Genomic DNA, 24,816 nt, shown 5'->3' on the forward strand with positions numbered 1-24,816 from the left:
TAGATATGAAATACGACAGCAACCACGATCGGAGATGTCATGACGGTGCTGGGCATCGCGCTCCTCGGGGTGCTGGGCGTCACCCTGTCGATCCGGCCCGCCTGGTTGCCCGTGGTCCTCGGGGTGGCTGCCGGACTCCCCGCCTCCGCCGGCGTCGCCTTCGGCGAGAACGGTGTGCCGTTGTTCTCGGTCGCCGCGGCCGGGGCCGTCATCGCCCTGGTGGGCTCCCGTCGGCTCGGCACCGCGCACTGGACCGCCAACGCGTTCGCCGTCCTCATCGCCTGGTCCGCCGTCATCACCGCCCTCGGGCCGTGGATGTTCGCCGGCACCCGGGTGCTCGTCCCGCGCGGGGGCGTCGACGAGCAGGTCCTGGACCCGGGCATGCTGCAGTACTCGGTCAGTACGGTCGCCCAGTTCGGGTACCTCGCGCTCTCGGCCTGCGCAACGCTCCACCTCGTCCGGGTGCGCGGCGCCGTGACCGCCGCGGCCGTCGCGCTCGTCGTCGGGACGGTGCTCAGCTCGATCCGCGGCGTCATGGTCGCCGTCGGTGCGGACGTCCTCGCGCCGCTCGTCGACACGATGCCGAACATCCAGTACTCCGAGACCGATCCGGGAGACCGCCTGCGGGGTGTGCTGAGCGAGCCGAGCGAACTCGCGACCTTCTCACTCGCCGCAGCTGCGTTCGCGGTGGTCGCCGCGATGCGGGCGAACGGTCGTCGACGGCTCCTCTGGGCGGTCGTGTGCGCGCTCGCGTGCTCGAACCTGCTGCAGGCATCCTCCGGGACCGCCGTGGTCGCGTCGGCCGTGTTCATCGCGTTCGGCGTCGTCGTCCTGGCCGTGCGGTACGTCGCGCGCGGCGGTACCGGGACGCCCTGGCTCGTCATCGGGCTGCTCGTCGCCGGGATCGTCGCGCTCACCGCCGGCGACCGGCTGCTCGCGCCCGTCCAGGAGATCGTCGCCGACAAGGTCGGCAGCACCTCGTACAACGCCCGGACCGGCGCGGACACCTTCAGCTGGGGCGTCGTCGCGGACACCCTCGGCCTCGGCACCGGCCTCGGCGGCAACCGACCGTCGTCCTTCGCACTCGCCCTGCTCTCCACCCTCGGCATCCCGGGAACCGTCGCGTTCACGGCGCTCGCCGTCGGGATCATCGTCGCTGCGGTGCGGACGCCGAGGACGGTGCCGGCCGGGATCGCGCTCGTCGCCCTGCTCGTCGCGAAGGTCGTCGGCACGCCGGACTTCTCGACCCCGATCCTCTGGGTGCTCATCGCCGCGTGTGCCGTCCCGGCCTGGACGCGCGACCAACGGCCCGCTCCCGACACGGCTCGTCTCCGCCCAGGACCAGGACCAGGACCAGGACCAGGACCAGGACCGGGCGCCGAACATCGACCACCCCCGACGCCCACCTCGCCCATCCCCATCCGGACAGGAGCCCGACCGTGACCGCCATCCTCATCGTCTGCGAGGGGAACGTCTGCCGCTCGCCCTACGTCGAACGCGTGCTCCAGGCCCGCCTCGACGCCGTCGCCCCCGGGCGCTTCCACGTGTCGAGCGCCGGGACCGCCGCGACGGCAGGGACACCCGCGTTCCCCCGCTCCGCCGAGGCCGCCCACCGCCACTGTGCCGATCTCGAGGGCTTCGCATCGACTCCGCTGACCGCCGGCCTGCTCGCCGGTACGGACCTCGTGCTGACCATGGAGCGCGCGCACCGGGCCGCTGTGCTCGACCTCGCTCCGTCGTTGCTCCGTCGGACCTTCACGCTCCGCGAGTTCGCACGGCTCGTCCGGCCCCTGCTCGAGCAGGACGACGTCACCGAGGAATTCTGGGAGACCTTCCCCCGTCTCGTCGCCCGCTCCCGGCTCGCGACGACGCCGATCACCCCGGAGGACGACGACGTCGCCGACCCCGTGCGCGGGGACTCGGTCGACCACGAGCGCATGTGCGCGACCACCGACGCGGCGATGGACGCCGTCGTCGCCTGTGCGTCCCGAGCGACGGAAGGAGCGGACCGTGCGCGGACTGCTGGTGCATGAGTGGATCGAGGCCGTCGGCGGCGCCGAACGCGTCCTCGACGCGATCGCGGACGAGTACCCGGACGCCGACCTGTTCGGGCTGTGGAACGACGCCCCCGGACGGTACCCCGACCGGCGGGTGGTCGAGAGCGCCCTCGCAAGGACCCCGCTCCGCGGGCGGAAGGCGCTCACCGTCCCGTTGCTGCCGGCCCTGTGGTCAGCGGGCTTGCGGGACCTCGGCCCGTACGACTGGGCGATCGTCAGCTCCCACCTCTTCGCGCACCAGGCACGGGTGCCCGGCGTCGACCCCGAGCGGCAGTTCACCTACGTGCACACCCCCGCCCGGTACCTGTGGAACCCGGAGCTCGATGCGCGTGGCAGCTCGCTCGCCGCACGCGTCGCCGGACCGGTCCTGCGGTCGGTCGACCGTCGCCGGGCGGCCGGTCTGCACCACGTCGCGGCGAACAGCCGGTTCGTGCAGCGCCGCATCCAGGACAGCTGGGGTGTCGACGCCGTCGTGGTCCACCCGCCGGTCGGGGTCGAGCGGCTCGCCGCCCACGACGACTGGGCGGACGCCCTGGACGACTGCGAGCGGACGCTGCTCGAGTCCCTGCCGTGCGGCTTCGTGCTCGGGGCGTCCCGCTTCGTGCCGTACAAGCGACTCGACGTGGTGGTCGACGCGGGTCGGGCTGCCGGTCGCCCGGTGGTCCTGGCCGGTGACGGCCCGGACCTCGAACGGCTTCGGGGGCACGCGGACGCGTCCGGGGCGGACGTCCGGATCGTCGTGCGCCCCTCGGACGCCCTGCTGGCCGCGCTGTTGCAGCGGGCGGCGGTCTACGTGTTCCCACCGGTGGAGGACTTCGGCATCATGCCGGTCGAGGCGATGGCACTCGGGACCCCGGTCGTGGTGAACGCAGTCGGTGGCGCCGGCGACTCGGTGCAGGCCGGGCGCAGCGGCGTCGCGGTCGAGGACTTCCGCGACTGCACCCTGCGCGCCGCCGTCGACGCCGCCGTCGGCCTCGACCCGGACGACTGTCGGGCACGCGCGCAGGACTTCTCCACGGCGCGCTTCCGCCGCGAGGTCCGCGCGTGGACGGGCATCGAGAGCGCCGTCCGCGTCTGACGGGAGGCCCGGCGCGGCTCCGCCGGTCGGGTCCGGCCGACGTCGTGCGAGCGACCAGGGCCGCCGCCGCGCGTCAGCGCGCGGCGGCGAGCAGCACGTCCTCGATCAGGCCGACCACGTGGGGGAGCGCGTACCGCGCGACGGACCGGCGGCCGTTGTCGGCGAGCCGGGCACGGGCCTCCCGGTCGGCCATCAGCCGCGTCATGGCGGCGGCGAGCGAACCGACGTCCCCGGGGGACACGAGCACGCCGTCCTCGCCGTCCGTGACGACCTCTGCCGGTCCGCCGGCGTCCGCCGCGACCACCGGACGGCCGAGCGCCATCGCCTCGACGACCACCTGCCCGAACGGTTCCGGGCGGGTGCTGGCGTGGACGACGACGTCGCACGCGGCGATCTCGTCGGCCACGTCGTCACGGTGCCCGCGGAAGTCGACGACCTCGGCGACACCGAGCGCGTCGGCGAGGTGGCGGAGCGCCGCTGCGAACTGCTCGTCGTCCCCGAAGTGCGCCGCTCCGACCAGCCGGAGCCGGGTCGCAGGGTCGAGCCCGGCCGTCCGAGCGGCCGCGAAGGCCCGGAGCGCGACGTCCTGTCCCTTCCACGGGGTGAGCCGCCCGACCATGCCGATGGTGGGCGTCGTGCCGGTCCTCGGCGGGACGACGTCCGGGACGACCGTCGGACAGCCGATGACGCTGGCCCGGCGAGCCGACCGGCCGAGGGAAGCGGCCGTGGTCTGTGAGTTCGCGATGACCGCGCGCGGCAGGGCGGCGAGGGCGGCGCGGAGCAGCATGGCGTTCGCGTGGGACGACCCGGCCGTGCCGACGACGTCGTGGACGTGCGCGACGACGGGGATGCCGGCGATGCGGCCGGCGAGCCCGCCGTACACGTGGGCCTTCGCGGAGTGCGTCACGACCACGTCGACGCCGAGGCGGCGGAGAGCACGTGCGAGTTCGCGGGTCGAGCGCAGTGTCGCGGCGGTCTTCGCGACGACGCCGGACGTCGTACCGACCGTGTGTTGCCGGACGGAGCGGTCCAGTTCGACGACCGCGCAGGGCACGCCGCGGTCGGCGAGGACGCCCTCGAGCGGCCCGTGCTCGCCGAGCACGACGACGGGCGTGGTCCGGGTGCAGGCGGCCGTGACCCGCGCGATCAGGAGCTCCGCCCCGGAGAGTGCTGCGCTGTGGCTGAGGAAGGCCGCACAGGGCCGCGTGTGGATTGTCACCTCGGTAGCATATCAAGTATTGTATAGAACGTGACATGTATACGTCACGCTCATGGGCGCGCACGACGCGCCCGTCAACCTCGAGAACGGACCCTGCCATGACGACGACCCCCACGCCCCCGATCCGCCGCCTCCTCGTCACCGGCCTCGCCGTCGTCGGCGTGCTCGGTGCGCTCACCGCCTGCTCCGGCACCGGCGACGACGCAACGAGCAAGGCGACCACGAAGCCGAGCGCGAGCGCCAGCTCCACCGCGAAGGCGCACAGCGACGTCTTCAGCAACCCGCCGGCCGACATCGACAAGACGAAGGCCTCCTGCACGGACGGCAAGGCGGTCATCGACCAGGCGAACAAGGACGTCACGCTCGGCGACTGCGCCTCGGTGCAGGTCACCGCCGGCAACGCGGTCATCCACCTCGGCAACGTCGAGGAGCTCGTCGTGACCGGTTCGATCAACGACATCTCGGCGAAGACCGTCGGCTCGGTGAAGGTCACCACCGACGGCAACCGCGTCACCTCGGACAACAAGCCGAAGGTCGACGACGACGGCAAGGGGAACTTCTTCGTGACCCGCTGATCCCTTCCCCCGCAGCGCAGAAGCCGCCGGCCCTCGGGCCGGCGGCTTCTTCGTGTCTCGTGGGGTGTCCAGGCTCGGATCTTCCGGCTGGGGTCTCCTGCCTGAGTTCTCCTGGCCGGCGTCGCCGTCGCCCGGGTTGCCCTGGCTCGGAGCACGCAACGAGGACGGGCGCCCCTCCTGGTGTGGAGGGGCGCCCGTGGTGGTGCTGGTGCGGTGTTACTGGGTGATGGTGATGGTGCGGACGTCGTCCGCGCCGATCAGGTTCCCCTTGGTGATCTGCTTGGTGTACAGGGCGTAGTCCATCGGGACCAGGGTGCGCTGGACGGTGATGGTCCAGTTGCCCTGCGCGTTGACGTTCGCCTCACCGAGCCGGCTGACGGTGCCGCCGAGGGTGACCTTGCCGCCGGGCTGGCCGGTGCCGGTGAACACGACCTGGTCGGCCGGGACGGTGCTGCCGTCGGTCGGGGACTCCACGACCAGGTCGGCCGGGGTCCCGTAGTCCAGCGTCACGGTCTTCGGCTCCGAGGTGTCGCCCTTGACCGTCTGAGTGACGGTGAAGGTGCGCTCCCCGGCGACGGTCGCCGGGATCTGCACCGTGTACTCGCCGTCGACGGCCTTCACGCTCTTGATGACCGTCGTGCCTTCCTTCACGACCACGTCAGCGCCGGTCTGCGCCGCACCGGAGATGAACGCCTCCTGCTCGACGTCGTCCGGGAACGTCCCGGCGGCGGTGAGCTCGGTGATCTGCTCGTCCTGGATGGTGACGGTGATGTTGCTGCGCTGGGTGAGACCGCCCTTGGTGGTCTGCAACGCGTGGAGGTCGTAGACGTTCGGGGTCAGCTGTCGGGTGACGTCGACCGTCCATGCGCCGTCGACGATCTTGGTGTCACCGATCGAGGACGTGTTGCCGCGCATGTCGAGCTTCGCGCCGGTGGCGCCGGTGCCGGTGAAGCGGATCGAACCGTTCGTGACGGTCGCACCGTTGTTCGGGGTCAGGATCACCGGCGCTGCGGGAGTGCCGTAGTCCAGGGTCCGGGTCAGCGGGTCGGAGACCTTCCCGTTCACGGTCTGGGTGACCTCGAACTCGTTGACACCGAAGTGCGCCTTCGACGGCGGGATCGTGATCGTGTAACGACCGCCGGTCGCGATGGCGGTGTCGATGACCTCGCCCTTGCTGTCGCGGACGGTGACCGTCGCGCCCGGCTCGGCCGTGCCCGACACCAGTGCCGGCAGGTTCTCATCCGTGGCGTTGAACGCCGCCGTCGCCGTCAGGTCCGCGATGGTGCGGTCGGTGATGGTGATCGTGATGGGCTGCTGCGTGGTGAGGCCGCCCTTGGTGGTCTGGACTGCGCGGAGGTCGTAGACATCGTTCTGCAGGTCCAGGGTCACGGGGGCGGTCCAGGTGCCGTCGATGACGGTGCCGGTCGCGATCGCGCGGACGTTGCCGCGGACATCGATCCGGGCGCCGTTGTCGCCGGTGCCGGTGAAGGTGAGACCGTCCTTCGCGACGGTGTCACCGTTCTGGGGGCTGGCGATCTGGATCGGTGCCGGCATGCCGTAGTCCAGGGACACGTCTTCCTTGTCGGAGGTGACGTCGTTCTTGGTCTGGGTGACTGTGAAGTCGTTCACGCCGAAGTGGGCGAGCGACGGCGGCACCGGGATGACGTACTTGCCGTCCACGGCTTCCGCGCTGCCGACCGGGTTGCCGAGGCTGTCCTTCACGATCACGGTCGCGCCGGTGGTGGCGTTGCCGAAGATCTCAGCCGGCTTGGTGACATCGGCCAGGAAGCGACCATCGGCGGTCAGCTGCGTCGTGAGCGGGTTCGTCGCGATCGTGAAGCGGACCTCGGTCTGCGACTCCTTGCCCTGCAGCGGCTTCTGGAACACGTCCAGGGCGTACGCGTTGTCGTTCAGGTCGAACGACGCCGGGACGCTCCAGGCGCCGTCCTGCACGGTGGTCGTGGCGACGAGGCGGCCGGACTTGCCGCGCACCTCGATCGTCGCTCCCTCGTCGCCGGTGCCGGAGAACACCGGACGCTTCACGTCGACGACGGAATCGTTGACGGGGGTGGTGACCACCAGCGGTGCCGGAGCGGGCGCTTCCGCCGACTCGATCGTGGTCCGCGTGCTGCTGGAGGCGTTGAAGGACCCCTCCACAGCGGTGCCCTCGAGCTTCGTGGTCATCGAGGACGTGCCCTCGGCAGCATCCGCCGGAGTCACCACGTCGATGTCCCAGCGCAGCAGCGACGCATCCGGGAGTGTCCACGTGCTGCTGGTGGGCTTGAACGTGTAGGTGTAGGTCTTGCCGTCCATCGACAGGTCACCACCGGTGAGGGTCGTGGAACGGTTCGTCCAGTCCTCACCGGGCTTCTTGTAGGAGCCCTCGATGGTGTTCTGCCCCTCGGCGAACGTGGTGCCCTCGGGCGCGGTGAACGTCACCTGCGCGTCCGGACGCGAGACGTCGCCCTTGGTCTCGAACTGTGCCTGCACCTTGGTGCGCTCACCACGCTCGAGTGTGGCGGCGGGGCCGTCCTGCCCGATGATCGCGGCGTCGTTGATCGTGACCGTGACCGGCTTCGAGTCAACCGTGTCGTTGCCGATCTTCTGCTCCACGAGCAGACTGTTCGGGCCCGACTCCAGGCCGGTGACCTCGAGGCTCCAGTCGCCGTCCTCGTTCGCGGTCGCGCTCTGCTCACCGACGACGATCGTCGCACCCGGCGTCGCCGTGCCCTTGAGGACCGCGCTGCCGGCGGCATGATCGATCGAGTCGACCGCCGCCGTCAGCTCACGCTGCGCGACCTCGAGATTGGTGGTCGTCTTCCCCTCGGCACGGAAGTCACCCTTCGAGCTGTCACCAGCGAACACGAAGCCCATCTGGCTCGCCCCCGCAGCAGCATCCTCGTCTGCGGTGACGTTCACCATGTACCGGTACTGCTCCGGCGCGCCGTGGTTCTCGGTCCACTTCGCGTCGAACGTGATCGTCTTGTCGTTGTTCGACAAGCGCCCATTGGTCAGCGGCATCGACGTGATCGGGCTCCAGGTCGAGCCCCCAACTGCCCTCCAGCCCGCGTCGATCCGGGTCTGCGCGTCGAACGTGGTGCCCTCCGGTGCGTTCAGGACGACGGTGCCGTTCCAGTTCGCGCGGGACTCGTTGTTCTGCACGATCATCGGCAGCTGCGTGCTCTCACCACGTGCCAGGTTGACCGGGCCCTGGTCGACACCCACTACGGTGCCGCCCTCCACGATGGTCACCGTCACGTTCTTCGAGTCGACGTCGGCATTGTTGAACTGCTGCTTCGCCGTCAACGTCTGCGACCCGACGGCGAGCCCCTCAACGGTCATCGACCACGTGCCACCACTCGACACGTTGACGGTCTTCGACCCGATCGTGACCGTCCCGTTCGGCGTCGCCGACCCACCGACCACCGCCGTCCGAGCGATGTTGTTGACGGTACTCACGCTCGCGGTGAGCGGGCTCGTCTCGGCGGGAACGGTTGCGGCGTCTGACACCCGAGTCGTGAGAGCAGGGAGGCCGCTGTAGAAGGCCCCGTTCACAGGACTGGTGTAGGAGACGGTCGTCTTACCGAGGTAGCGCTTCACGCCGTCGTAGTTGACGCTGAGGGTGCCGTTTGTTTCATGGGTCCAGGTCATCAACGCGCCGGTGCAAGAGCTGCTGCCTCCCACGGTCGGGACCCCACTCACCGTCCACCCACCCATGCACCACGTACCGAGCGAGTCTTTCCATTGGATGACCCCTGATGCGCCCTTGTCCGGTATGGAGAACGTGACCCCTCCGGAGAGCTGGGAGCGTTCGTGGAAGAACGTGCCGCCGGGATAAGGACTGCCATCTGCCACGAGGTATCGACCTGTGCCGATCTGGAATCCCTTGGCAGTCGTGGCGAACGGCTTGATGGCGGGAGTGTTCGCAACGTTCCGCTCGCGCGTGCCATCGCCGCTGTCCAATGCTTGTAGCGGTGTGCTGGCGGAGGCGGCGGGTACCCCGAACGACAAGCCCGAGACGATCGTGGCGGCGGCCAGTCCGGCCGCGCCCATGGACTTGAAGGCCGTCGAGGCCCTCTTCTTGTGAGACATGTGCATCTTTCAGGACAAGCCGCGCGTCGGCGGCTGTGCGGGAGGGAAGCACGCAGGCGACAACGAAAGTCGCAGCATGTGTATTAAGAATATCACGTGAGATACATGGGTACGAGCACAATCCGTCGCTGGGAGTTGAGTGGGATCGACGCAACTTCTGCCTTCCTGAGTTGACGCCGCCGTGGTCCCGAGTAGAGTTGAGTCCATCGGACGCAAGTCCAACGACTTACCCCTAGCAAGAGGAGCATCACCACATGGGACGTGCAGTAGGCATCGACCTCGGAACCACCAACTCGGTCGTCAGCGTGCTCGAGGGCGGTGAGCCCACCGTCATCGCGAACGCCGAGGGCCTCCGCACCACGCCGTCGATCGTCGCCTTCACGAAGGACGGCGAGGTGCTCGTCGGCGAGACCGCGAAGCGCCAGGCCGTGACCAACGTCGACCGCACCATCGCGTCGGTCAAGCGTCACGTCGGTACCGACTGGACGACCGAGATCGACGGCAAGAAGTACACGCCGCAGGAGATCTCGGCCCGTACCCTCGGCAAGCTCAAGCGCGACGCCGAGCAGTACCTCGGCGAAGACGTCACCGACGCGGTCATCACCGTGCCGGCGTACTTCAACGACGCCGAGCGCCAGGCCACGAAGGACGCCGGTGAGATCGCGGGCCTCAACGTCCTGCGCATCATCAACGAGCCGACCGCGGCCGCGCTGGCCTACGGCCTCGACAAGGGCAAGGAAGACGAGCTCATCCTGGTCTTCGACCTCGGTGGCGGCACGTTCGACGTCTCCCTGCTCGAGGTGGGCAAGGATGACGACTTCTCGACGATCCAGGTCCGCGCGACCTCCGGCGACAACCGCCTCGGTGGCGACGACTGGGACCAGCGCATCGTCGACCACCTGGTCAAGAAGTTCAAGGACGAGCACGGCGTCGACCTGTCCACGGACAAGATCGCCAAGCAGCGCCTGAAGGAAGCGGCGGAGCAGGCCAAGAAGGAGCTGTCGTCGCAGATGTCGGCGAACATCCAGCTCCCGTACCTGACGCTCACCGCCGACGGCCCGCTGAACCTCGACGAGACCATCTCGCGCGCCCAGTTCGAGCAGATGACCTCCGACCTGCTCGACCGCACGAAGAAGCCGTTCAACGACGTCATCAAGGAAGCCGGTGTCTCGGTCAACGACATCGCGCACGTGGTGCTCGTCGGTGGCTCGACCCGCATGCCCGCCGTGGCCGAGGTCGTCAAGTCGCTGACCGGCGGCAAGTCCCCGAACCAGGGCGTCAACCCGGACGAGGTCGTCGCCGTCGGCGCCGCGCTGCAGGCCGGCGTGCTGAAGGGTGAGCGCAAGGACGTCCTGCTCATCGACGTCACGCCGCTGTCGCTCGGCATCGAGACCAAGGGCGGCCTGATGACGAAGCTCATCGACCGCAACACCGCGATCCCGACCAAGCGGAGCGAGACCTTCACGACCGCCGACGACAACCAGCCGTCGGTCGCGATCCAGGTCTTCCAGGGCGAGCGCGAGTTCACCCGCGACAACAAGCCGCTCGGCACCTTCGAGCTCACCGGCATCGCGCCGGCTCCCCGTGGCGTGCCGCAGGTCGAGGTCACGTTCGACATCGACGCCAACGGCATCGTGCACGTGTCCGCGAAGGACAAGGGCACCGGCAAGGAGCAGTCGATGGTCATCTCCGGCGGCTCGTCGCTGCCGAAGGAGGACATCGAGCGCATGGTCCGCGAGGCCGAGGAGCACGCCGCCGAGGACAAGGCCCGTCGCGAGGCCAACGAGCGTCGCAACCAGGCCGAGCAGCTCGTCTACTCGATCGAGAAGCTCATCAAGGAGAACGACGAGAAGCTCCCCGCGGACGTCAAGTCCGAGGTCCAGGCCGACGTCGATGCGCTGAAGTCGGCCCTCGCCGGCGAGGACGACGACGCCGTGAAGACCGCCTTCGACAAGCTCAACGAGTCGCAGGGCAAGCTCGGCCAGGCGATCTACTCGCAGCAGGACGCGGGTGCCGCGGCCGGTGGCGAGCAGCCCGCCGGTGACCAGACTGCGCAGGACGACGAGGACATCGTCGACGCCGAGGTCGTGGACGACGAGGACGACAAGAAGTGACGGACCCCAACACCGATCCCACCCAGGACCCGAAGGACGGCGTCGAGAACAACGACGAGCCGCAGGTCGAGGGCGATGCCACGAACGCCGCGGAGCCGGAGGACCTCATCGAGGCCGAGGGTCCCGACGTCGAGGTGCCGACCGACCTGAGCCCCGAGGACGAAGCACTGCTCGCCGACGCCGCCCGCGGCATCGCCGAGGACAAGCTGAGCACCGAGGACCGCGACCTGGTCGCCGAGATGCGTGCGGACATGCTCCGGGCGCAGGCCGAGCTGGTGAACTTCCGGAAGCGCGTCGAGCGCGACCGTGAGGCGAACCGCGAGGTCGCGATCGCGGAGGTCGTGCGGGCGCTGCTGCCGGCGCTCGACGACCTCACCCGGGCCGAAGCCCACGGCGACCTCACCGAGGGGCCGATGCAGGTCATCGGTCAGAAGATCCGCGGGGGCTTCGACAAGTTCAAGCTCGTGCAGATCGGCGAGAAGGGTGAAGCCTTCGACCCGAACGTCCACGAGGCGATCGTCCAGCTCCCGACCCCGGGTGCCACCGGCCAGACCGTGGCGGACGTCGTCGAGCCGGGCTACAAGCTCGGTGAGCGCGTGCTCCGTGCGGCCAAGGTCGCGGTGGCGGTCCCGGCCTGAGCCGGAACGGAAGGTAGGTACCAGTGGCCAGTCAGGACTGGTTCGACAAGGACTTCTACAAGGTCCTCGGGGTGTCGAAGGACGCGTCGGAGGCCGAGCTGAAGAAGACCTACCGGAAGCTCGCCCGGCAGTTCCACCCGGACTCCAACCCCGGCGACGCAGCTGCCGAGAACCGCTTCAAGGAGATCAGCGAGGCCTACTCGGTGCTCTCCGACAAGGAGCAGCGCGCCGAGTACGACCAGGTCCGTGCCATGGGCTCGGGCGCTCGCTTCACCGCGGGTGGCCCGGGCCAGGGCGGGGGCTTCGAGGACGTCTTCGGCGGTATGTTCGGGCAGCAGGGCGGTGGCGGACAGCGTGTCCGCTTCGGCCAGGGCGGCGGGAGCGGCTTCGAGGACATCCTCGGTGGCATGTTCGGCGGTGGCGGTGGCTTCGGTCAGCCGAGCGGCGGGTTCCGTGGCTTCGGCGGACCGACGAAGGGCCGCGACGTCACGGCGTCGACGACGCTCGACTTCGCGACCGCGATCGCCGGCGACACCGTCAAGCTGTCGCAGGGCAACGGTCGGCCGGTGAACGTCCGGATCCCCGCGGGGGTCGCGGACGGGCAGAAGATCCGGTTGCCTGGTCGTGGGGAACCCTCGCCCGACGGCGGGGAGTCCGGTGACCTCGTGGTCCAGGTCTCGGTGCGCAAGCACCCGGTCTTCGAGCGCGAAGGGCTCAACCTGCGGGTGGACGTCCCCGTGACGTTCACCGAGGCGGCGCTCGGCGCGACGATCGAGGTCCCGACGCTCGGCGGATCCCCCGTGAGGCTCAAGGTCGCTCCCGGCACGCCGTCGGGTCGCGTCCTGCGCGTCAAGGGCCGCGGCGTCACGACGAAGAACGGCACGGGCGACCTGCTCGCGACCGTCCAGGTCGCGGTGCCGTCCCACCTGTCGGACAAGCAGCGCGAGGCCGTCGAGGCGCTCGCGGCCGCCCTGCCCGACGAGGACCCCCGCGAGGACCTCCTCGCCAAGGCGCGCGACTAGCGTCACGCGACCACACCAGAAGACCCGGCTTGGGCCCACACCGCCGGTACCGGCCCGTCGCGGAGCGGCGGGCCGGCCGAGCCGGTGGGGAGAGGCACGGTGCGGCTCCGTCAGGAAGCCGCCCCGAGCCTCCAGGCCGGTCCACACACCACGCGGACGACGGAAGGGAACGTGCCGTGACCGACATGGACGAGAACTCGCCCGTCTTCGCGATCGCCGTCGCGGCGGAGCTCGCCGAGATGCACCCGCAGACGCTGCGGCAGTACGACCGGCTCGGCCTGGTCGTGCCGGGGCGGACCCGCGGCGGTTCGCGCCGCTACTCCATGCGCGACGTCGTGCAGCTGCGCGAGATCGCGCGGCTCGGCTCCGAGGGGGTGTCGCTGGAGGGTATCCGGCGCGTGCTCGACCTGGAGAACGAGAACCGGGCACTGCGCGACCGGGTGCGTGAGCTCGAGTCCGCGCTGGCCGACCAGCTCATCAACCGACCGGGCGCGCGGGTGTTCGCGGCCACGGCGACCGGTGCCGCGATCTCGCTCAAGGCGGGGTCCCGGCCGCAGCGGAACACGCAGATCGTCCTGTACCGCGGGCCGCGCTGACCGACAGCAGCGCCGTCGTCGGTACGCTGACGCGGTGCCAGACTTCGCCGACCTCTTCCGCCGCCGCGACGACTCCGCGCCGGACCTCATCGCGATCGACGGCACCGACCGGTTCCTCATCGACGAGGCGCCGCACGTGCACGGCGACGCGCTCCGGCAGCCCGGCGAGGTCGCGGTCGTCGACGACCGTCACGGCGTCCTGACGCTCGGGCTCATCACGCAGTACGGTGCGTCGGACATCCGGGTCGTGCAGGACTCCCTGGTGGGGGAGCGTGCGCTCGAGGCCAACGCCGGCACGTTCGGGCTGCGCGGGTTCCACCACCCGGCGACGCTCGAGGACGCCTTCCGCGACGTCCGGCTCGTGGTGCTCCGCCTGTCGAAGTCGCACGACCGGCTCGACGAGATCGCCCGGGCCGTCGCACGGTTCGCGGCTCCCGACGTCGTGCTGCTCTGCGGCGGCAACGTGAAGTACATGCACGTGTCGCAGAACGACGTGCTGCGGCGGTCGTTCGGCGAGGTCACGGCGTCGCGCGGGCGCGGGAAGTCGCGGCTGCTCATCGCGCAGGACCCGCTGCGCGCGCAGGCGAACCGCGCCGCGGTCACCGAACCCTGGCCGCGGTCCGTGCACGTGGACGACCTCGGCATGACGCTCGTCGCGCACGGCGGCGTGTTCGCGGGGACCTCGCTCGACCAGGGCACCCGGGTGCTGCTCGACGTGCTCGACGACGCGGTGCCGACAGCTCGGACCGTCGTCGACCTGGGGAGCGGCAACGGGGTGATCGCCGCGGCGGTCGCGCGTCGTCGACCGACCGTGCGCGTCGTCGCGACCGACGTCTCGCGGATCGCGGTGGACTCGACGCGGGCGACCGCCGAGGCGAACGGCGTCGCGGACCGGGTGACGGTGGTGCGCACCGACGCCGGCGACGAGATCGCAGCGGGTTCGGCGCAGCTCGTGCTCTGCAACCCGCCGTTCCACGCGGACACCACGGTGACCACCGACGCGGCCGCAGCGATGTTCCGGAACGCGGCCACGATCCTCCAGACCGGCGGAGAACTGTGGTGCGTCTGGAACTCGCATCTGCGCTACCGGCCGGTGCTCGAGCGGCTCGTCGGGCCGACGCGGCAGGTCGTCCGGACGCCGAAGTTCACGGTCACGGCGTCGGTCGCGCGCTCCGCGTGATCCACCCCGATACCGGCTCCGGCATATCACGCAGATAATACTTGTGGGCCGGTGATCGGTCCTGCACAGTCGTCTCTCGCACGTCAGAGAGGACTCCCATGAACCGATCACCACGCCGCACCGCGAGGGCCGTCACCCTCGTGCCGGCGCTCGCCCTCGGCGCGCTCGTCGCCGGGGTGGGTGTCGTGGCCGAGCCCGGCGCGGCGCACGCCGTCGAGCCGTTCCCGATCCGCGACCCCTTCGCCGACCTGCCGGTCGGCACCACGATGCCCCCGGGCTGGACCCGCATCGCGACGGACGACGCCCAGGCCGCCGTCGTCGACCACGGCGCCGCGGGCAAGTGGCTGCGCATGACCGACAACGCGAAGTACTCGCGCTCGGCCGTGTACAACGAGGTGCCGTACGACTCGAGCCACGGTCTGACGGTCGAGTTCGACCAGCGCATGTACAGCCCGACCGACACCGGGTACGCCGACGGCATCGGGTTCTTCCTGCAGGACGCCGCGGTGCCGCTCGAGTCGATCGGCCCGGTCGGCGGCGGACTCGGGTACTACGACGGACGTGCCGCGTGCTCGGCCGGGCTCGACGGCGGGGTGGTCGGGGTCGGGTTCGACCGCTTCGGCAACTTCGCGGTGCCGGAGTCCGTGCCGAACGCCGTGACGGTCCGGGGCGCAGAGGCCCAGTGCTACCCGGTGCTCGCGACGACCGGTGACCGCGGACTCGGGTTCCTCGAGGACCGCGGCGCCGACGCCGCCACGGCGACCTACCGCCACGTGCAGGTCGACGTCGTGCCGCGGGACGCCGGGGGCATCACCGCGATCGTCTCGATGTCCGACGCCACGGCGGTCGACTCGGAGCCGGCCGAGCTGCGGCACGTCATCTCGACCGACCTGCCGGCGACGGCGCTGCCGGACCGGATGCGCTTCGGGTTCAGCGGGTCGACCGGCGGACGGTCGGAGTTCCACGAGCTCCGGAACGTGCGGGCCACGCAGCCGACGGACGTGGTGACGACGGCGTCGGTGGACACCGACGGACCGGTCGCGGCCGGGAGCGACGTGACCTTCCGCGTGCGCTCGGTCAACGACGGGCCGGCCACGATCGGCGGACCGCCGGACGCCGTCGCCCGGACCGTCGCGCTGACGGACGACCTGCCGCTGACCGACGTCACCTGGACGTGCGAGGCCAGCGGGGGAGCGACGTGCGGCGACGACCGGGGGACCGGTGCGGTCGGGACCGCCTGGACGGCTCCGCCCGGTGGCGAGATCACCCTGGTCGGTCGCGGCACCGTGCCGGCGACGACCCGGAGCGGCACCTACGCGACCACCGCGGAGACCGTCACGGACTTCACGGCGGACCGCTTCGACGAGGGACTGTCCGCCGTCGCGCGGGACGGCTCGGTGAGCGACGTCGACCTGACGAACGACACCGACGTGATCGGGTTCGACGTCCTGCTGCCCGAGGCCGTCGCGTCCGACGACACGGCGTCCGGCGCGCAGGGCGAACCGGTGGTCGTGGACGTGGTCGGGAACGACGCACTCGACGGCAGCGGCGCCGACCTCGGGTCGCTGCGGCTGACCGCGGACGGGATCGACGGGGCCGAGCTCTCCGCGGACGGCAAGCACCTCCGGGTCCCCGGCGAGGGTACCTACGTGGCCGACGACCAGGGGCGCATCACGTTCACGCCGGAGGACGGGTTCAGCGGGGTCGCGAAGCCGGTCCGGTACCAGGTGACGTCGAACGCCGGGCAGGTGGCGTCGGCGACGATCCGCGTGGAGGTCGAACCGACCCCGGACCCGGATCCCGGTCCCACGCCCGGCCCTGACCCCACACCCAGCCCTGACCCCACGCCGGGCCCTGATCCCACAGCGGGTCCGCGTCCGGACCCGACGCCGGGGACCGGCCCCGCGCCGGACCCGACGCTCGCTCCGGGGAGCGGACAGGCTCCGGGCTCGGGCGCCGGCGCAGGTCCGGCACCCGCGACGCCGGTGGGCGACCAGGGTGCGACGGCCGGCGGCCCGGCCCGCCTGGCGTGGACCGGTGCCGAGGGCGTACTCGCCGCCGGGGCGGCCGGAGCACTGCTCGTCGTGTCGGGCGTGGCGCTCCTGGCCGTGCGCCGGCGGACGGTGCGGCGCGCCGAGGGCACCGAGGGCTGAGCCCGGAACGGACGGAGCCGCCCGGGGGTCCCGGGCGGCTCCGTGCGTGGTGGTCCGGACCGATCAGGCCGGCACGTAGTCGAACGTGTCGGGGTCCGGGCCGGTGCGGTGGCCCTTGTCGAGGCCCGTGATGTCCGTCATGTCCTCGTCGGAGAGCTCGAAGTCGAAGATCGCGAAGTTCTCCTCGACGCGGGCGCGGGTGACCGACTTCGGGAAGACGATGTCGCCGCGCTGGATGTGCCAGCGGAGGACGACCTGCGCCGGGGACTTGCCGACCGAGCCCGCGATGCGGGTGATGGTCTCGTCGTCGAGCACGAGGCCCTGCGCGATCGGCGACCAGGCCTCGGTCGCGATGCCGAGCTCGGTGTCCACGGCGCGGAGCTCGTCCTGCGTCAGGTACGGGTGCACCTCGATCTGGTTGACGGCCGGCGGCACGTCGGTCTCGGCGCGCAGGCGGTGCAGGTGGTGCGCCTGGAAGTTGCTCACGCCGATGGAGCGGGAGGTGCCGGCGTGGTAGAGCTCCTCGAGGGCCTTCCAGGTCGGCACGAAGTCCGAGACGGTGGGCAGCGGCCAGTGGATGAGGAACAGGTCGGTGTAGCCGCCGAGCAGCTCCGCCGACTTCTTGCCGTTCTCCAGCGCGGCCTCGGGCGCGTGGAAGCCGTTGTTGAGCTTCGAGGTGACGAAGATCTCCGAGCGGTCGATGCCGGACTCGGCGATCGCCTCGCCGACCTCCTTCTCGTTGCCGTACATCTCGGCGGTGTCGATGTGGCGGTAGCCGACCTCGAGTGCGGCGAGGGTCGCGGCCTTCGTCTCGGAGGGGTCGATCTGGAAGACGCCGAAGCCGAGCTGCGGGATGGTCTTGCCGTCGTTCAGGGTGATGTTCGGAACGGTCATGGTGTCATGCAACCAAACGGCGGTCAGCGGTCGTTCCAGGAACGTCCAGGTGCGGCGCGTCGGTCAGTCGAGCGCCGCGCGGATGTACGCCTGCAGCGCCTGCCCGTACGCGACCGCGGGGTCCTCCGACGCGAAGCTCCGGTCGACGCCGCCGATCGTCGCGGTGACGGTGTGCACGACGCGGTCGCCGAGCTGCACGCGGGTGAGCCCGACGAACGACGGGCCGAGCAGCTCGCGCAGCTGGTCCTCGCGCGGGAGCCAGAGCGACTCGTCGGCGGTGACGGAGTCGAGCGCCCACTCGGTCGTGCCGTTGAATCCCAGGATGGTGCCCGTCGGGGAGTCGTGCCGCTCGACGGTCATCTCGGACACCGTGTAGACGTCGCCGTCGGCCTCGGGCTTGTCGATGACGAACCGGTCGCCGGTGTCGGGGTGCCAGCGCAGGCCGGCGTCTCGGAGGGCTCGGGCGAGGTCGACGGTGATCACCTCCCCACCCTGCCGCACGACACCGACCGTGTCACCACGGAGGCCGCTGTTGGCTTCGGCGTACTACCATCGCCGAGCACCCTCCGCGCGAGCGCAACCCGCCCGCGCGCGCGACGCGACGACGCCCGGGCAACCGGTGCCGCGCCTCCTGGCCGTACGGACGGCCGCGGGGCGGGCCGCCGGCCGGCGTCCCGACCGAGGTGGACGGACATCCCGTGCACCCAGAGAAGGACCCGCATGACCCTCGAACGCGAGGAACTCCGCGACGACTGGACCGTGACGATCGCGGGGGACACCGTGCCCGCCGGCGCGCCGGACGGCATCGCGGACCGCACCATCCCGGCGACGGTGCCGGGGCAGGTGCACACCGACCTGGAGCGCGAGGGGCTGCTGCCCGACCCGACGTTCCACCTGAACGAGCAGCCGGCGAAGTGGGTGGGTCGCGCCGACTGGGCGTACCGCCGCACGGTCGACGTCGACCCGCGTGGGCACGAGCGCGTCGACCTGGTCTGCGACGGGCTCGACACGGTGGCCGAGCTCAGCCTGGACGGCGTCGTCGTGGGCACCACCCGCAACATGCACCGTCGGTACCGGTTCGACGCCCGCGTGCAGAGCGGGTCGGGCGACGCGACCGCGAAGGACCTCGAGATCCTGTTCGAGTCGCCCTACCGCGAGGCAGGCCGGGTCGCCGCGAAGGCCGGCAGCATGCCGGGCCCGTACGACGAGCCGTTCCCGTACGTCCGCAAGTCGGCGTCGAACTTCGGCTGGGACTGGGGCCTCACGGCGGTGACCAGCGGTCCGTGGCGGCCGGTCGCGATCGAGCGGTGGTCCACCGCCCGGCTGCGCGAGGTGCGGCCGCTCGTCGACGTCGAGGCCGGCGAGGGCGTGCTCGACACGCACATCACGGTCGAGCGGTCCGGGCCGTCCGTGTTCGGCGAGAGCACCGCCGACCTCGACCAGGACGGCGAGGACGACGACCTCGTGCTCGTCGTGACGGTCAGCGGCGAGACCGAGGAGGGCACCACCACCCGGCAGCGCTCCCGTGCCCAGCTCACCCCGAAGGACGACGAGACCGTCGTGACGGTGCGCGTGCCCGACGCACGGCGCTGGTGGCCGCGCGGGTACGGCGCACCGTCGCTGTACGACGTCGTCGTCGAGCTGCAGACCGTCGACGGCGAGGTGCTCGACCGCGACACGTTCCGCACCGGGTTCCGCTCGACACGCATCGACACGCAGGCCGACCGTGTCGGCCGCCCGTTCGGCGTCCACGTCAACGGGACCCTGATCGACGTCCGTGGCGTGAACTGGATCCCGGACGACGTGATCGTCTCGCGCGTCGACCGGTCGCGGCTCGAGTCCCGGTTGACCGCGGCGGCGTCGCTCGGCTCGAACCTGGTGCGTGTGTGGGGTGGCGGGGTCTACGAGTCCCGCGACTTCTACGAGGTCTGCGACGAGCTCGGGCTGCTCGTCTGGCAGGACTTCCCCTTCGCCTGCGCGGCGTACCCCGAGGGCGAGCCGATCCGCAGCGAGGTCATCGCCGAGGCCCGTGACAACGTCGCCCGGCTGTCGCGGCACCCCTCGCTCGTGGTGTGGAACGGCAACAACGAGAACATCTGGCTGCACGACGTCGGGGACTGGGAGTCCTCGCTCGACGGGCGCGGCTGGGGCCTCGACTACTACCTCGACCTGCTGCCGACGATCGTCGACGCGGTCGACCCGTCGCGCTTCTACACGGTGGCCTCGCCGTGGTCCGGCTCGGAGTCGCTCCCCGCGAACGACGTCGACCACGAGACGCACCACTCGTGGGACGCCTGGAACCGGCTGCCCGACACGGCGTACCGCGAGTCGGTGCCGCGCTTCGTGTCCGAGTTCGGCTGGCAGGCGCCGCCGGCTTGGCGCACCCTGCGCGACGCCGTGGCCGACGAGCCGATGCGCGTCGACTCACCCGGCGTCGTCCACCACCAGAAGGCCGAGGGCGGCATGGCGAAGCTCGCCAGCGGCATCGCACCGCGGTTCGGCGCGGTCGACCCGGCGGACCTCGACGCCTGGCACTACCTGACCCAGCTGCAGCAGACCCGCGCGATCGCGACCGGCGTCGAGCACTGGCGCACGCACTGGCCGCGCAACACGGGCGTCGTGGTGTGGCAGCTGAACGACCTGTGGCCGGTGTCCTCGTGGTCGGCGATCGACTCGGCGGGGCGGCTGAAGCCGCTCGCGCACGAATTGCGACGGCTGTATGACGACGTCCTGCTGACGATCCGTCCGGTGTCCCGCGTGTCCGTCGCGACCGCCGGATCGCCGGACGCGTCGGGTGCGCGGCCGCCGGCGTCGGTCACCCCGGACGAGGACCGGACAGGAGGCGCGGATCACCCCGCGCCGTCGGCTCCGGTCGACGAGACGGGCGAGCTGGCGGACACGCTCTCGCTCGGTGTCTCGCCCGGCGCGTTCGGGTCGTCGCCCGTCGAGATCGCCGTCCGCTCCGCTCGGCGCGGGCTGGACAGCGTCGTCCGGGTGCGCCGGGTCACGACGGCGGGGGCGATCCTCGCAGAGGTGGAGCTGCCGGTCCGCCTGTCGTCGGCCGGCGTCGCGGTGGTGGCGCTGCCCGAGTCGGTCGGGGTGGTCGACGACCCCGCGAACGAGCTCGTCGTCGCGGACATGGACTGGCGCCGAGCGGTGTGGACGTCGGCCCCCGACGCCGACCTGCGGTGGGAGCCGGCGCGCTACCGGACGTCGTTCACCCCCGTCGACGGCGGCCTGGACCTGATCGTCGAGGCCGACTCGCTCGTCCGCGACCTGCTCGTGCAGCCGGACCGGGTCGCCGGTGCCGGGACGGTGGACCGGGGGTTCATGACCCTGCTGCCGGGTGAGCGCGTCGTGTTCCGCCTGACCGGCGTCTCGGAGGCCGACGTCCCGGCCCTCCGCGCCGCCCCGGTCCTGTGGAGTCTCGACCAGGTGCTCGCCGACCGGTGATATCCAGAACAACACGGTGATACATTGGATGGTGCGCCGCTCGCCGTCGTGACCCGACCGACCCGGCGTCCGGTCGACCTCCCCGGTCGTCCGCTCGACAGGAGGTCCCACCATGTCCCTCGCGATGCGTCCACCCACCGCTGCCGTCCCGGTCGCGCCCGCGCCGACCGGTACCGACCCGACCGGCACCAATCTGACGGGCACCGAACGCTCCCGTCCGGTTCGACCGCGAACGCGGGCGCACACGACGCCGCACGCGCACCGTCCGGTCGCCCCCGCGGGTGCCCGCCACGGGTACGTGCCGGCCGTCGCCCTGCTCGACCTCGGGCTGCTGCTCGCCGCGTTCGCGGTGGCGCACGTCGCCCGGTTCCCCTGGGAGCTCACAGCGGTCCGCCCCCGGTCCGGCTGGCTCGAGTTCGCCGTCGCACCGGCCATCGTGGTCGTCTGGATGGTCCTGCTGTCGGTGTTCCGCACCCGTGACCCGCGCATCGCGGGCATCGGCGGGGACGAGTACCGCCGGCTCGTCACCGCGAGCCTGGTGGCCGTCGCCGGGGTGGCGGTGGTGGCGTACGCGGTACAGCTCGACCTCGCCCGTGGCTACGTCGCGATCGCGTTCCCGCTCGGACTCGCGTTCCTGGTGCTCGGCCGGAAGGCCGTCCGGACCGTGCTCGCGCGCTCCCGTTCCCGGGGTGAGCGCCTGCAGGACGTCCTGCTCGTCGGCGACGCCGAGGACGTCCGCTACGTCGGCTCCCGCATCGCCGCGACGCCGAGTGCCGGCTACCGCGTCCGGGCCGTCGTCACCGACTGCGAGGCCGCGGGTGCCGAGATAGACCTCGGGGCCGCACGTGCCCGGGTCGTCGGCGGCATCGAGGACGTGCTCCCGCTCGCGCAGGAGCAGGGCGTCTCGGCGGTCGTCGTGGCGGGTGCGGTGCGGGGTGGGCACGCCCGCCTGCGCCGCCTGGGCTGGCAGCTCGAGGAGCACGGCGTCGAGCTCGTCGTGTCCTCGCCCCTCGCCGACATCGCGGCCGGACGCGTGCACGAGCGCCCCGTCGACGGCCTGCCGCTCATGCACATCGAGACCCCGGACTACCGGCGTCGGGCGGGCAAGCGTCTGCTCGACGTCGTCGGGGCCGGCGTCGGACTGCTCCTGCTGGCGCCCCTGCTCGGGGTCGTCGCCCTCGCCGTGCGCCTCGACGACGGCGGGCCGGTCTTCTTCCGCCAGGTGCGCGTCGGCCGGGGCGGGGCGGCCTTCTCGATCCTGAAGTTCCGCACGATGTGCGTCGACGCCGAGGCCCGGATGGCGGCGCTGCAGTCCGAGAACGAGGGTGCCGGGCCGCTCTTCAAGATGAAGGACGACCCCCGGGTGACCCGCGTCGGTGCGTTCCTGCGGCGGACCTCGCTCGACGAACTGCCCCAGCTCTGGAACGTGCTGACCGGCTCGATGAGCCTGGTCGGGCCGCGGCCGGCGCTCCCGCGCGAGGTCGCCCTGTACGAGGACTTCGCGGACCGCCGCCTGCTCGTCACCCCGGGGATCACCGGACTCTGGCAGGTGAGCGGTCGGTCCGACCTGGACTGGGCCGAGGGTGTCCGCCTCGACCTGCACTACGTCGAGAACTGGTCGTTCCTGCACGACCTCGTGATCCTCGCGCGGACGATCCCGTCGGTGCTCCGCTCGCACGGGGCCTACTGAGCGGTCGCCGCGGCTGCCGTCGCCGCGCGGCTTCCCTGTGCGAACGGTGTCCGTTCCGGCTCGGCCTGGGCATCCCGGGGAGCGCGCGTTACGATGGGAGAACGACGGACTTCCGCTGCACGTGTCGACGATGATGCGCGAGACGGCGATCAGGTCCAGAACCAAGGAGTCAACATGTGGCAAGGTCTCACCGGCATTCACCTGCTGGTCATCCTCGGGATCGTCATCCTGCTCTTCGGTGCGACGAAGCTCCCGGCGCTCGCCAAGGGCCTCGGTCAGTCGATCAACATCTTCAAGAAGGAGATGGAGACCGATGACAAGCGGACCAAGGGCACCGATGCCGGCGTCCAGAACACGGTCGCCGACCCGGCTGCTCCCGTCGCCCAGCCGGTCGTGAACCCGGCACCGACCGTGCAGCCCACCCCGGAGTCGCGCAACTCCTCCCAGATCTAGGACACCCAGCCCCGTCCTGTCGGCAGCCCCCGTGACCCTCCGGTCGCGGGGGCTTCGGCGTGTCCGGGGGTGCATTCGGCATGTCCGGGCCTTCGAGCCGACGGTCGTCAGCCGCGACGCCGCCCGACCGGCCGTCTGATCGGCCGGGGTGGCGGAGGATGAGCACATGACCTCCACGCCGCACGCCGCCGCCGCACCGCTCCGGGACGACCGACGCACCGTGCTCGTGGTGGCGGTCCTGTCCTCGTTCGTGGTCGGACTCGACTCGAGCGTGGTGAACGTGGCACTGCCCGCCATCCGGTCCGAGCTCGGTGGCGGCCTGGTCGTGCAGCAGTGGACGGTCGACGCCTACCTCGTGACACTCGGGTCGCTCATCCTGGTCGCGGGATCGCTGTCGGACGTCTTCGGCCGGGTGCGGATCATCACGTGGGGGCTGGTGGTGTTCGGGGTCGCGTCGGTGTTGTGCGCGGTGGCCCCGTCCGGCGCGGTGCTCATCGTCGCCCGGGCGCTGCAGGGCGTCGGGGGTGCGCTCGTCACCCCGAGTGCGCTCGCCCTCATCGTGGCGGCGTTCCGCGGGGCGGCGCAGGCGAAGGCGATCGGCACGTGGACGGCGTGGTCGAGCGCGGCGTCGATCCTCGGGCCGGTCGTCGGCGGACTCGTGGTGGACGGCATCGGCTGGCGGTGGATCTTCGTGCTGACGGCGGTGCCGATCGCGGTGACGATCGTGCTCGTGCTGCGCATCACGGGCGACGTGCACCCCGCCACCCGCCCACGGATCGACGTGGTCGGTGCGGTGCTCGCCGTGGTGGGGGTCGGCGGCGTGGTGCTCGGGTTGATCGAGCAGGAGCGGCTCGGGTGGGGCGCGCCGATCGTGGTCGCCGCGCTCGTGCTCGGGGCCGCGGCGCTCGTGGCCTTCGTGCCGTGGGAGCTCCGGGTGACGCGCACGTCCGGGGTGCCACTGGTGCCGCTCGCGTTGTTCCGGGCGCGGAACTTCACGGTCGGCAACCTCGCGACGCTGTCGATCTACGGCGCGCTCGGCATGGTGTTCTTCGTCGTCACGCTGTTCCTGCAGGAGGTCTGGGGTTTCCCGGCCTGGGTCGCCGGCCTCGCGACGCTGCCGCCGACGGTGATGCTCCTGCTGCTCTCGACGACGGTCGGCTCGCTGGCCGGCCGGTGGGGGCCGCGGTGGTTCATGGCCGCCGGACCCGCCGTCGGCGCCGTCGGGGCGCTCCTGCTCCTGTTCACGGGCGAGGACCCGGCCGGGTACTGGTGGTCGGTGCTCCCGGGGCTGGTGCTCGTCGGCGCGGGCATCGCGCTCATGGTCACCCCGCTCACGAGCGCCGTGCTCGGCTCGGTCCCGCAGTCCGAAGCCGGTGCGGGTTCCGCGGTGAACAACGCGGTCGCGCGGATCGCCGGGCTCGTCACGGTGGCGCTGGCCGGCGTCGTGCTCGGCGGCGGGGTCAGCGTCCAGGGGCTGCACCGGGCCATGGTGGTGATGGCGCTGCTGCTGCTGGCCGGCGCCGTCGTCAGCGCCGTCGGGATCCGGAATGGAACCTCACGGACGTAAGTTGAGTGCAGTAGACTCAAGTACGAGACCACCGC

At 71.4% G+C, this 24,816-nt stretch carries 18 protein-coding genes; 14 read left to right on the forward strand and 4 right to left on the reverse strand.

What is annotated here, in order from left to right:
• Window positions 1-39: 39 nt before the first annotated feature.
• From DEI99_RS02020 to DEI99_RS02030, 3 genes are read left to right on the forward strand one after another with little or no spacing between them, the layout of a single operon-like run.
• On the forward strand, window positions 40-1,443 hold the full coding sequence (locus DEI99_RS02020) for a hypothetical protein (protein WP_111041352.1): 1,404 nt from the start codon (window positions 40-42) through the stop codon (window positions 1,441-1,443).
• A complete protein-coding gene (locus tag DEI99_RS02025) occupies window positions 1,440-2,033 on the forward strand; it encodes an arsenate reductase/protein-tyrosine-phosphatase family protein (RefSeq protein WP_111041350.1) in 594 nt (197 codons plus the stop codon). Before DEI99_RS02020 ends, DEI99_RS02025 begins: the two co-directional genes overlap by 4 nt.
• The gene (locus DEI99_RS02030) at window positions 2,011-3,135 is read left to right on the forward strand and encodes a glycosyltransferase (RefSeq protein ID WP_111041393.1); all 1,125 of its coding nucleotides are present in this window, start codon (window positions 2,011-2,013) and stop codon (window positions 3,133-3,135) included. Before DEI99_RS02025 ends, DEI99_RS02030 begins: the two co-directional genes overlap by 23 nt.
• Before the next feature lie 73 nt (window positions 3,136-3,208).
• Here the strand turns inward: DEI99_RS02030 and DEI99_RS02035 are convergent, their stop codons facing one another.
• Window positions 3,209-4,354: a glycosyltransferase gene (locus tag DEI99_RS02035; protein WP_111041348.1), complete on the reverse strand. Its 1,146-nt coding sequence runs from the start codon at window positions 4,352-4,354 to the stop codon at window positions 3,209-3,211.
• Between the two features lie 98 nt (window positions 4,355-4,452).
• Here DEI99_RS02035 and DEI99_RS02040 point away from each other — a divergent pair, with 98 nt between their 5' ends.
• Window positions 4,453-4,929, forward strand: coding sequence for a DUF3060 domain-containing protein (locus DEI99_RS02040; RefSeq protein WP_181434398.1), 477 nt, complete (start codon window positions 4,453-4,455; stop codon window positions 4,927-4,929).
• A gap of 216 nt (window positions 4,930-5,145) precedes the next feature.
• Here the strand turns inward: DEI99_RS02040 and DEI99_RS02045 are convergent, their stop codons facing one another.
• A complete protein-coding gene (locus DEI99_RS02045) occupies window positions 5,146-9,021 on the reverse strand; it encodes an Ig-like domain-containing protein (RefSeq protein WP_284180917.1) in 3,876 nt (1,291 codons plus the stop codon).
• A 254-nt stretch (window positions 9,022-9,275) separates the two neighbouring features.
• Between DEI99_RS02045 and dnaK the strand changes: the two genes are divergently transcribed.
• The 6 genes from dnaK to DEI99_RS02075 all read left to right on the forward strand — a co-directional run bounded on the left by dnaK (window position 9,276) and on the right by DEI99_RS02075 (window position 16,724).
• Window positions 9,276-11,135, forward strand: a complete 1,860-nt coding sequence (gene dnaK / locus DEI99_RS02050; RefSeq protein ID WP_111041342.1) for a molecular chaperone DnaK — start codon at window positions 9,276-9,278, stop codon at window positions 11,133-11,135.
• A complete protein-coding gene (locus DEI99_RS02055; RefSeq protein WP_258369309.1) occupies window positions 11,132-11,773 on the forward strand; it encodes a nucleotide exchange factor GrpE in 642 nt (213 codons plus the stop codon). The genes dnaK and DEI99_RS02055 overlap by 4 nt, the downstream gene beginning before the upstream one ends.
• 23 nt (window positions 11,774-11,796) lie before the next feature.
• On the forward strand, window positions 11,797-12,795 hold the full coding sequence (locus DEI99_RS02060; RefSeq protein ID WP_111041340.1) for a DnaJ C-terminal domain-containing protein: 999 nt from the start codon (window positions 11,797-11,799) through the stop codon (window positions 12,793-12,795).
• 185 nt (window positions 12,796-12,980) lie between these two features.
• Window positions 12,981-13,391 (forward strand): heat shock protein transcriptional repressor HspR, encoded by a 411-nt coding sequence (locus DEI99_RS02065; RefSeq protein WP_111041391.1) that lies wholly within the window; start codon window positions 12,981-12,983, stop codon window positions 13,389-13,391.
• A gap of 34 nt (window positions 13,392-13,425) precedes the next feature.
• On the forward strand, window positions 13,426-14,571 hold the full coding sequence (locus tag DEI99_RS02070) for a class I SAM-dependent methyltransferase (RefSeq protein WP_111041338.1): 1,146 nt from the start codon (window positions 13,426-13,428) through the stop codon (window positions 14,569-14,571).
• A gap of 98 nt (window positions 14,572-14,669) precedes the next feature.
• Window positions 14,670-16,724, forward strand: coding sequence for an Ig-like domain-containing protein (locus DEI99_RS02075; protein ID WP_181434395.1), 2,055 nt, complete (start codon window positions 14,670-14,672; stop codon window positions 16,722-16,724).
• Between the two features lie 63 nt (window positions 16,725-16,787).
• Here the strand turns inward: DEI99_RS02075 and DEI99_RS02080 are convergent, their stop codons facing one another.
• Together DEI99_RS02080 and DEI99_RS02085 are read right to left on the reverse strand one after the other, a co-directional pair.
• On the reverse strand, window positions 16,788-17,618 hold the full coding sequence (locus DEI99_RS02080; RefSeq protein WP_111041337.1) for an aldo/keto reductase: 831 nt from the start codon (window positions 17,616-17,618) through the stop codon (window positions 16,788-16,790).
• A 63-nt stretch (window positions 17,619-17,681) separates the two neighbouring features.
• On the reverse strand, window positions 17,682-18,101 hold the full coding sequence (locus tag DEI99_RS02085) for a pilus assembly protein CpaE (RefSeq protein ID WP_071253182.1): 420 nt from the start codon (window positions 18,099-18,101) through the stop codon (window positions 17,682-17,684).
• Window positions 18,102-18,338: 237 nt separating this feature from the next.
• Here DEI99_RS02085 and DEI99_RS02090 point away from each other — a divergent pair, with 237 nt between their 5' ends.
• The 4 genes from DEI99_RS02090 to DEI99_RS02105 all read left to right on the forward strand — a co-directional run bounded on the left by DEI99_RS02090 (window position 18,339) and on the right by DEI99_RS02105 (window position 24,781).
• Entirely contained in the window at window positions 18,339-21,071 is a 2,733-nt protein-coding gene (locus DEI99_RS02090; RefSeq protein ID WP_111041335.1) for a glycoside hydrolase family 2 protein, read from the forward strand.
• A 124-nt stretch (window positions 21,072-21,195) separates the two neighbouring features.
• Window positions 21,196-22,761 (forward strand): sugar transferase, encoded by a 1,566-nt coding sequence (locus DEI99_RS02095; protein ID WP_181434394.1) that lies wholly within the window; start codon window positions 21,196-21,198, stop codon window positions 22,759-22,761.
• A gap of 174 nt (window positions 22,762-22,935) precedes the next feature.
• The gene (gene tatA / locus DEI99_RS02100; protein ID WP_071252989.1) at window positions 22,936-23,214 is read left to right on the forward strand and encodes a twin-arginine translocase TatA/TatE family subunit; all 279 of its coding nucleotides are present in this window, start codon (window positions 22,936-22,938) and stop codon (window positions 23,212-23,214) included.
• Between the two features lie 166 nt (window positions 23,215-23,380).
• A complete protein-coding gene (locus DEI99_RS02105; protein ID WP_111041331.1) occupies window positions 23,381-24,781 on the forward strand; it encodes an MFS transporter in 1,401 nt (466 codons plus the stop codon).
• The last annotated feature ends 35 nt before the right edge of the window (window positions 24,782-24,816 follow it).

The sequence above is a fragment of the Curtobacterium sp. MCLR17_036 genome, from assembly GCF_003234445.2.
Classification (GTDB): Bacteria; Actinomycetota; Actinomycetes; order Actinomycetales; family Microbacteriaceae; genus Curtobacterium.

Coding starts and splice junctions, on each gene's coding strand:
- DEI99_RS02020 (WP_111041352.1), top strand. CDS start 40: ATGACGGTGCTGGGCATCGCGCTCCTCGGGGTGCTGGGCGTCACCCTG.
- DEI99_RS02040 (WP_181434398.1), top strand. CDS start 4,453: ATGACGACGACCCCCACGCCCCCGATCCGCCGCCTCCTCGTCACCGGC.
- DEI99_RS02045 (WP_284180917.1), bottom strand. CDS start 9,021: ATGTCTCACAAGAAGAGGGCCTCGACGGCCTTCAAGTCCATGGGCGCG.
- dnaK (WP_111041342.1), top strand. CDS start 9,276: ATGGGACGTGCAGTAGGCATCGACCTCGGAACCACCAACTCGGTCGTC.
- DEI99_RS02065 (WP_111041391.1), top strand. CDS start 12,981: ATGGACGAGAACTCGCCCGTCTTCGCGATCGCCGTCGCGGCGGAGCTC.
- DEI99_RS02075 (WP_181434395.1), top strand. CDS start 14,670: ATGAACCGATCACCACGCCGCACCGCGAGGGCCGTCACCCTCGTGCCG.
- DEI99_RS02080 (WP_111041337.1), bottom strand. CDS start 17,618: ATGACCGTTCCGAACATCACCCTGAACGACGGCAAGACCATCCCGCAG.
- DEI99_RS02090 (WP_111041335.1), top strand. CDS start 18,339: ATGACCCTCGAACGCGAGGAACTCCGCGACGACTGGACCGTGACGATC.
- DEI99_RS02095 (WP_181434394.1), top strand. CDS start 21,196: ATGCGTCCACCCACCGCTGCCGTCCCGGTCGCGCCCGCGCCGACCGGT.
- tatA (WP_071252989.1), top strand. CDS start 22,936: ATGTGGCAAGGTCTCACCGGCATTCACCTGCTGGTCATCCTCGGGATC.
- DEI99_RS02105 (WP_111041331.1), top strand. CDS start 23,381: ATGACCTCCACGCCGCACGCCGCCGCCGCACCGCTCCGGGACGACCGA.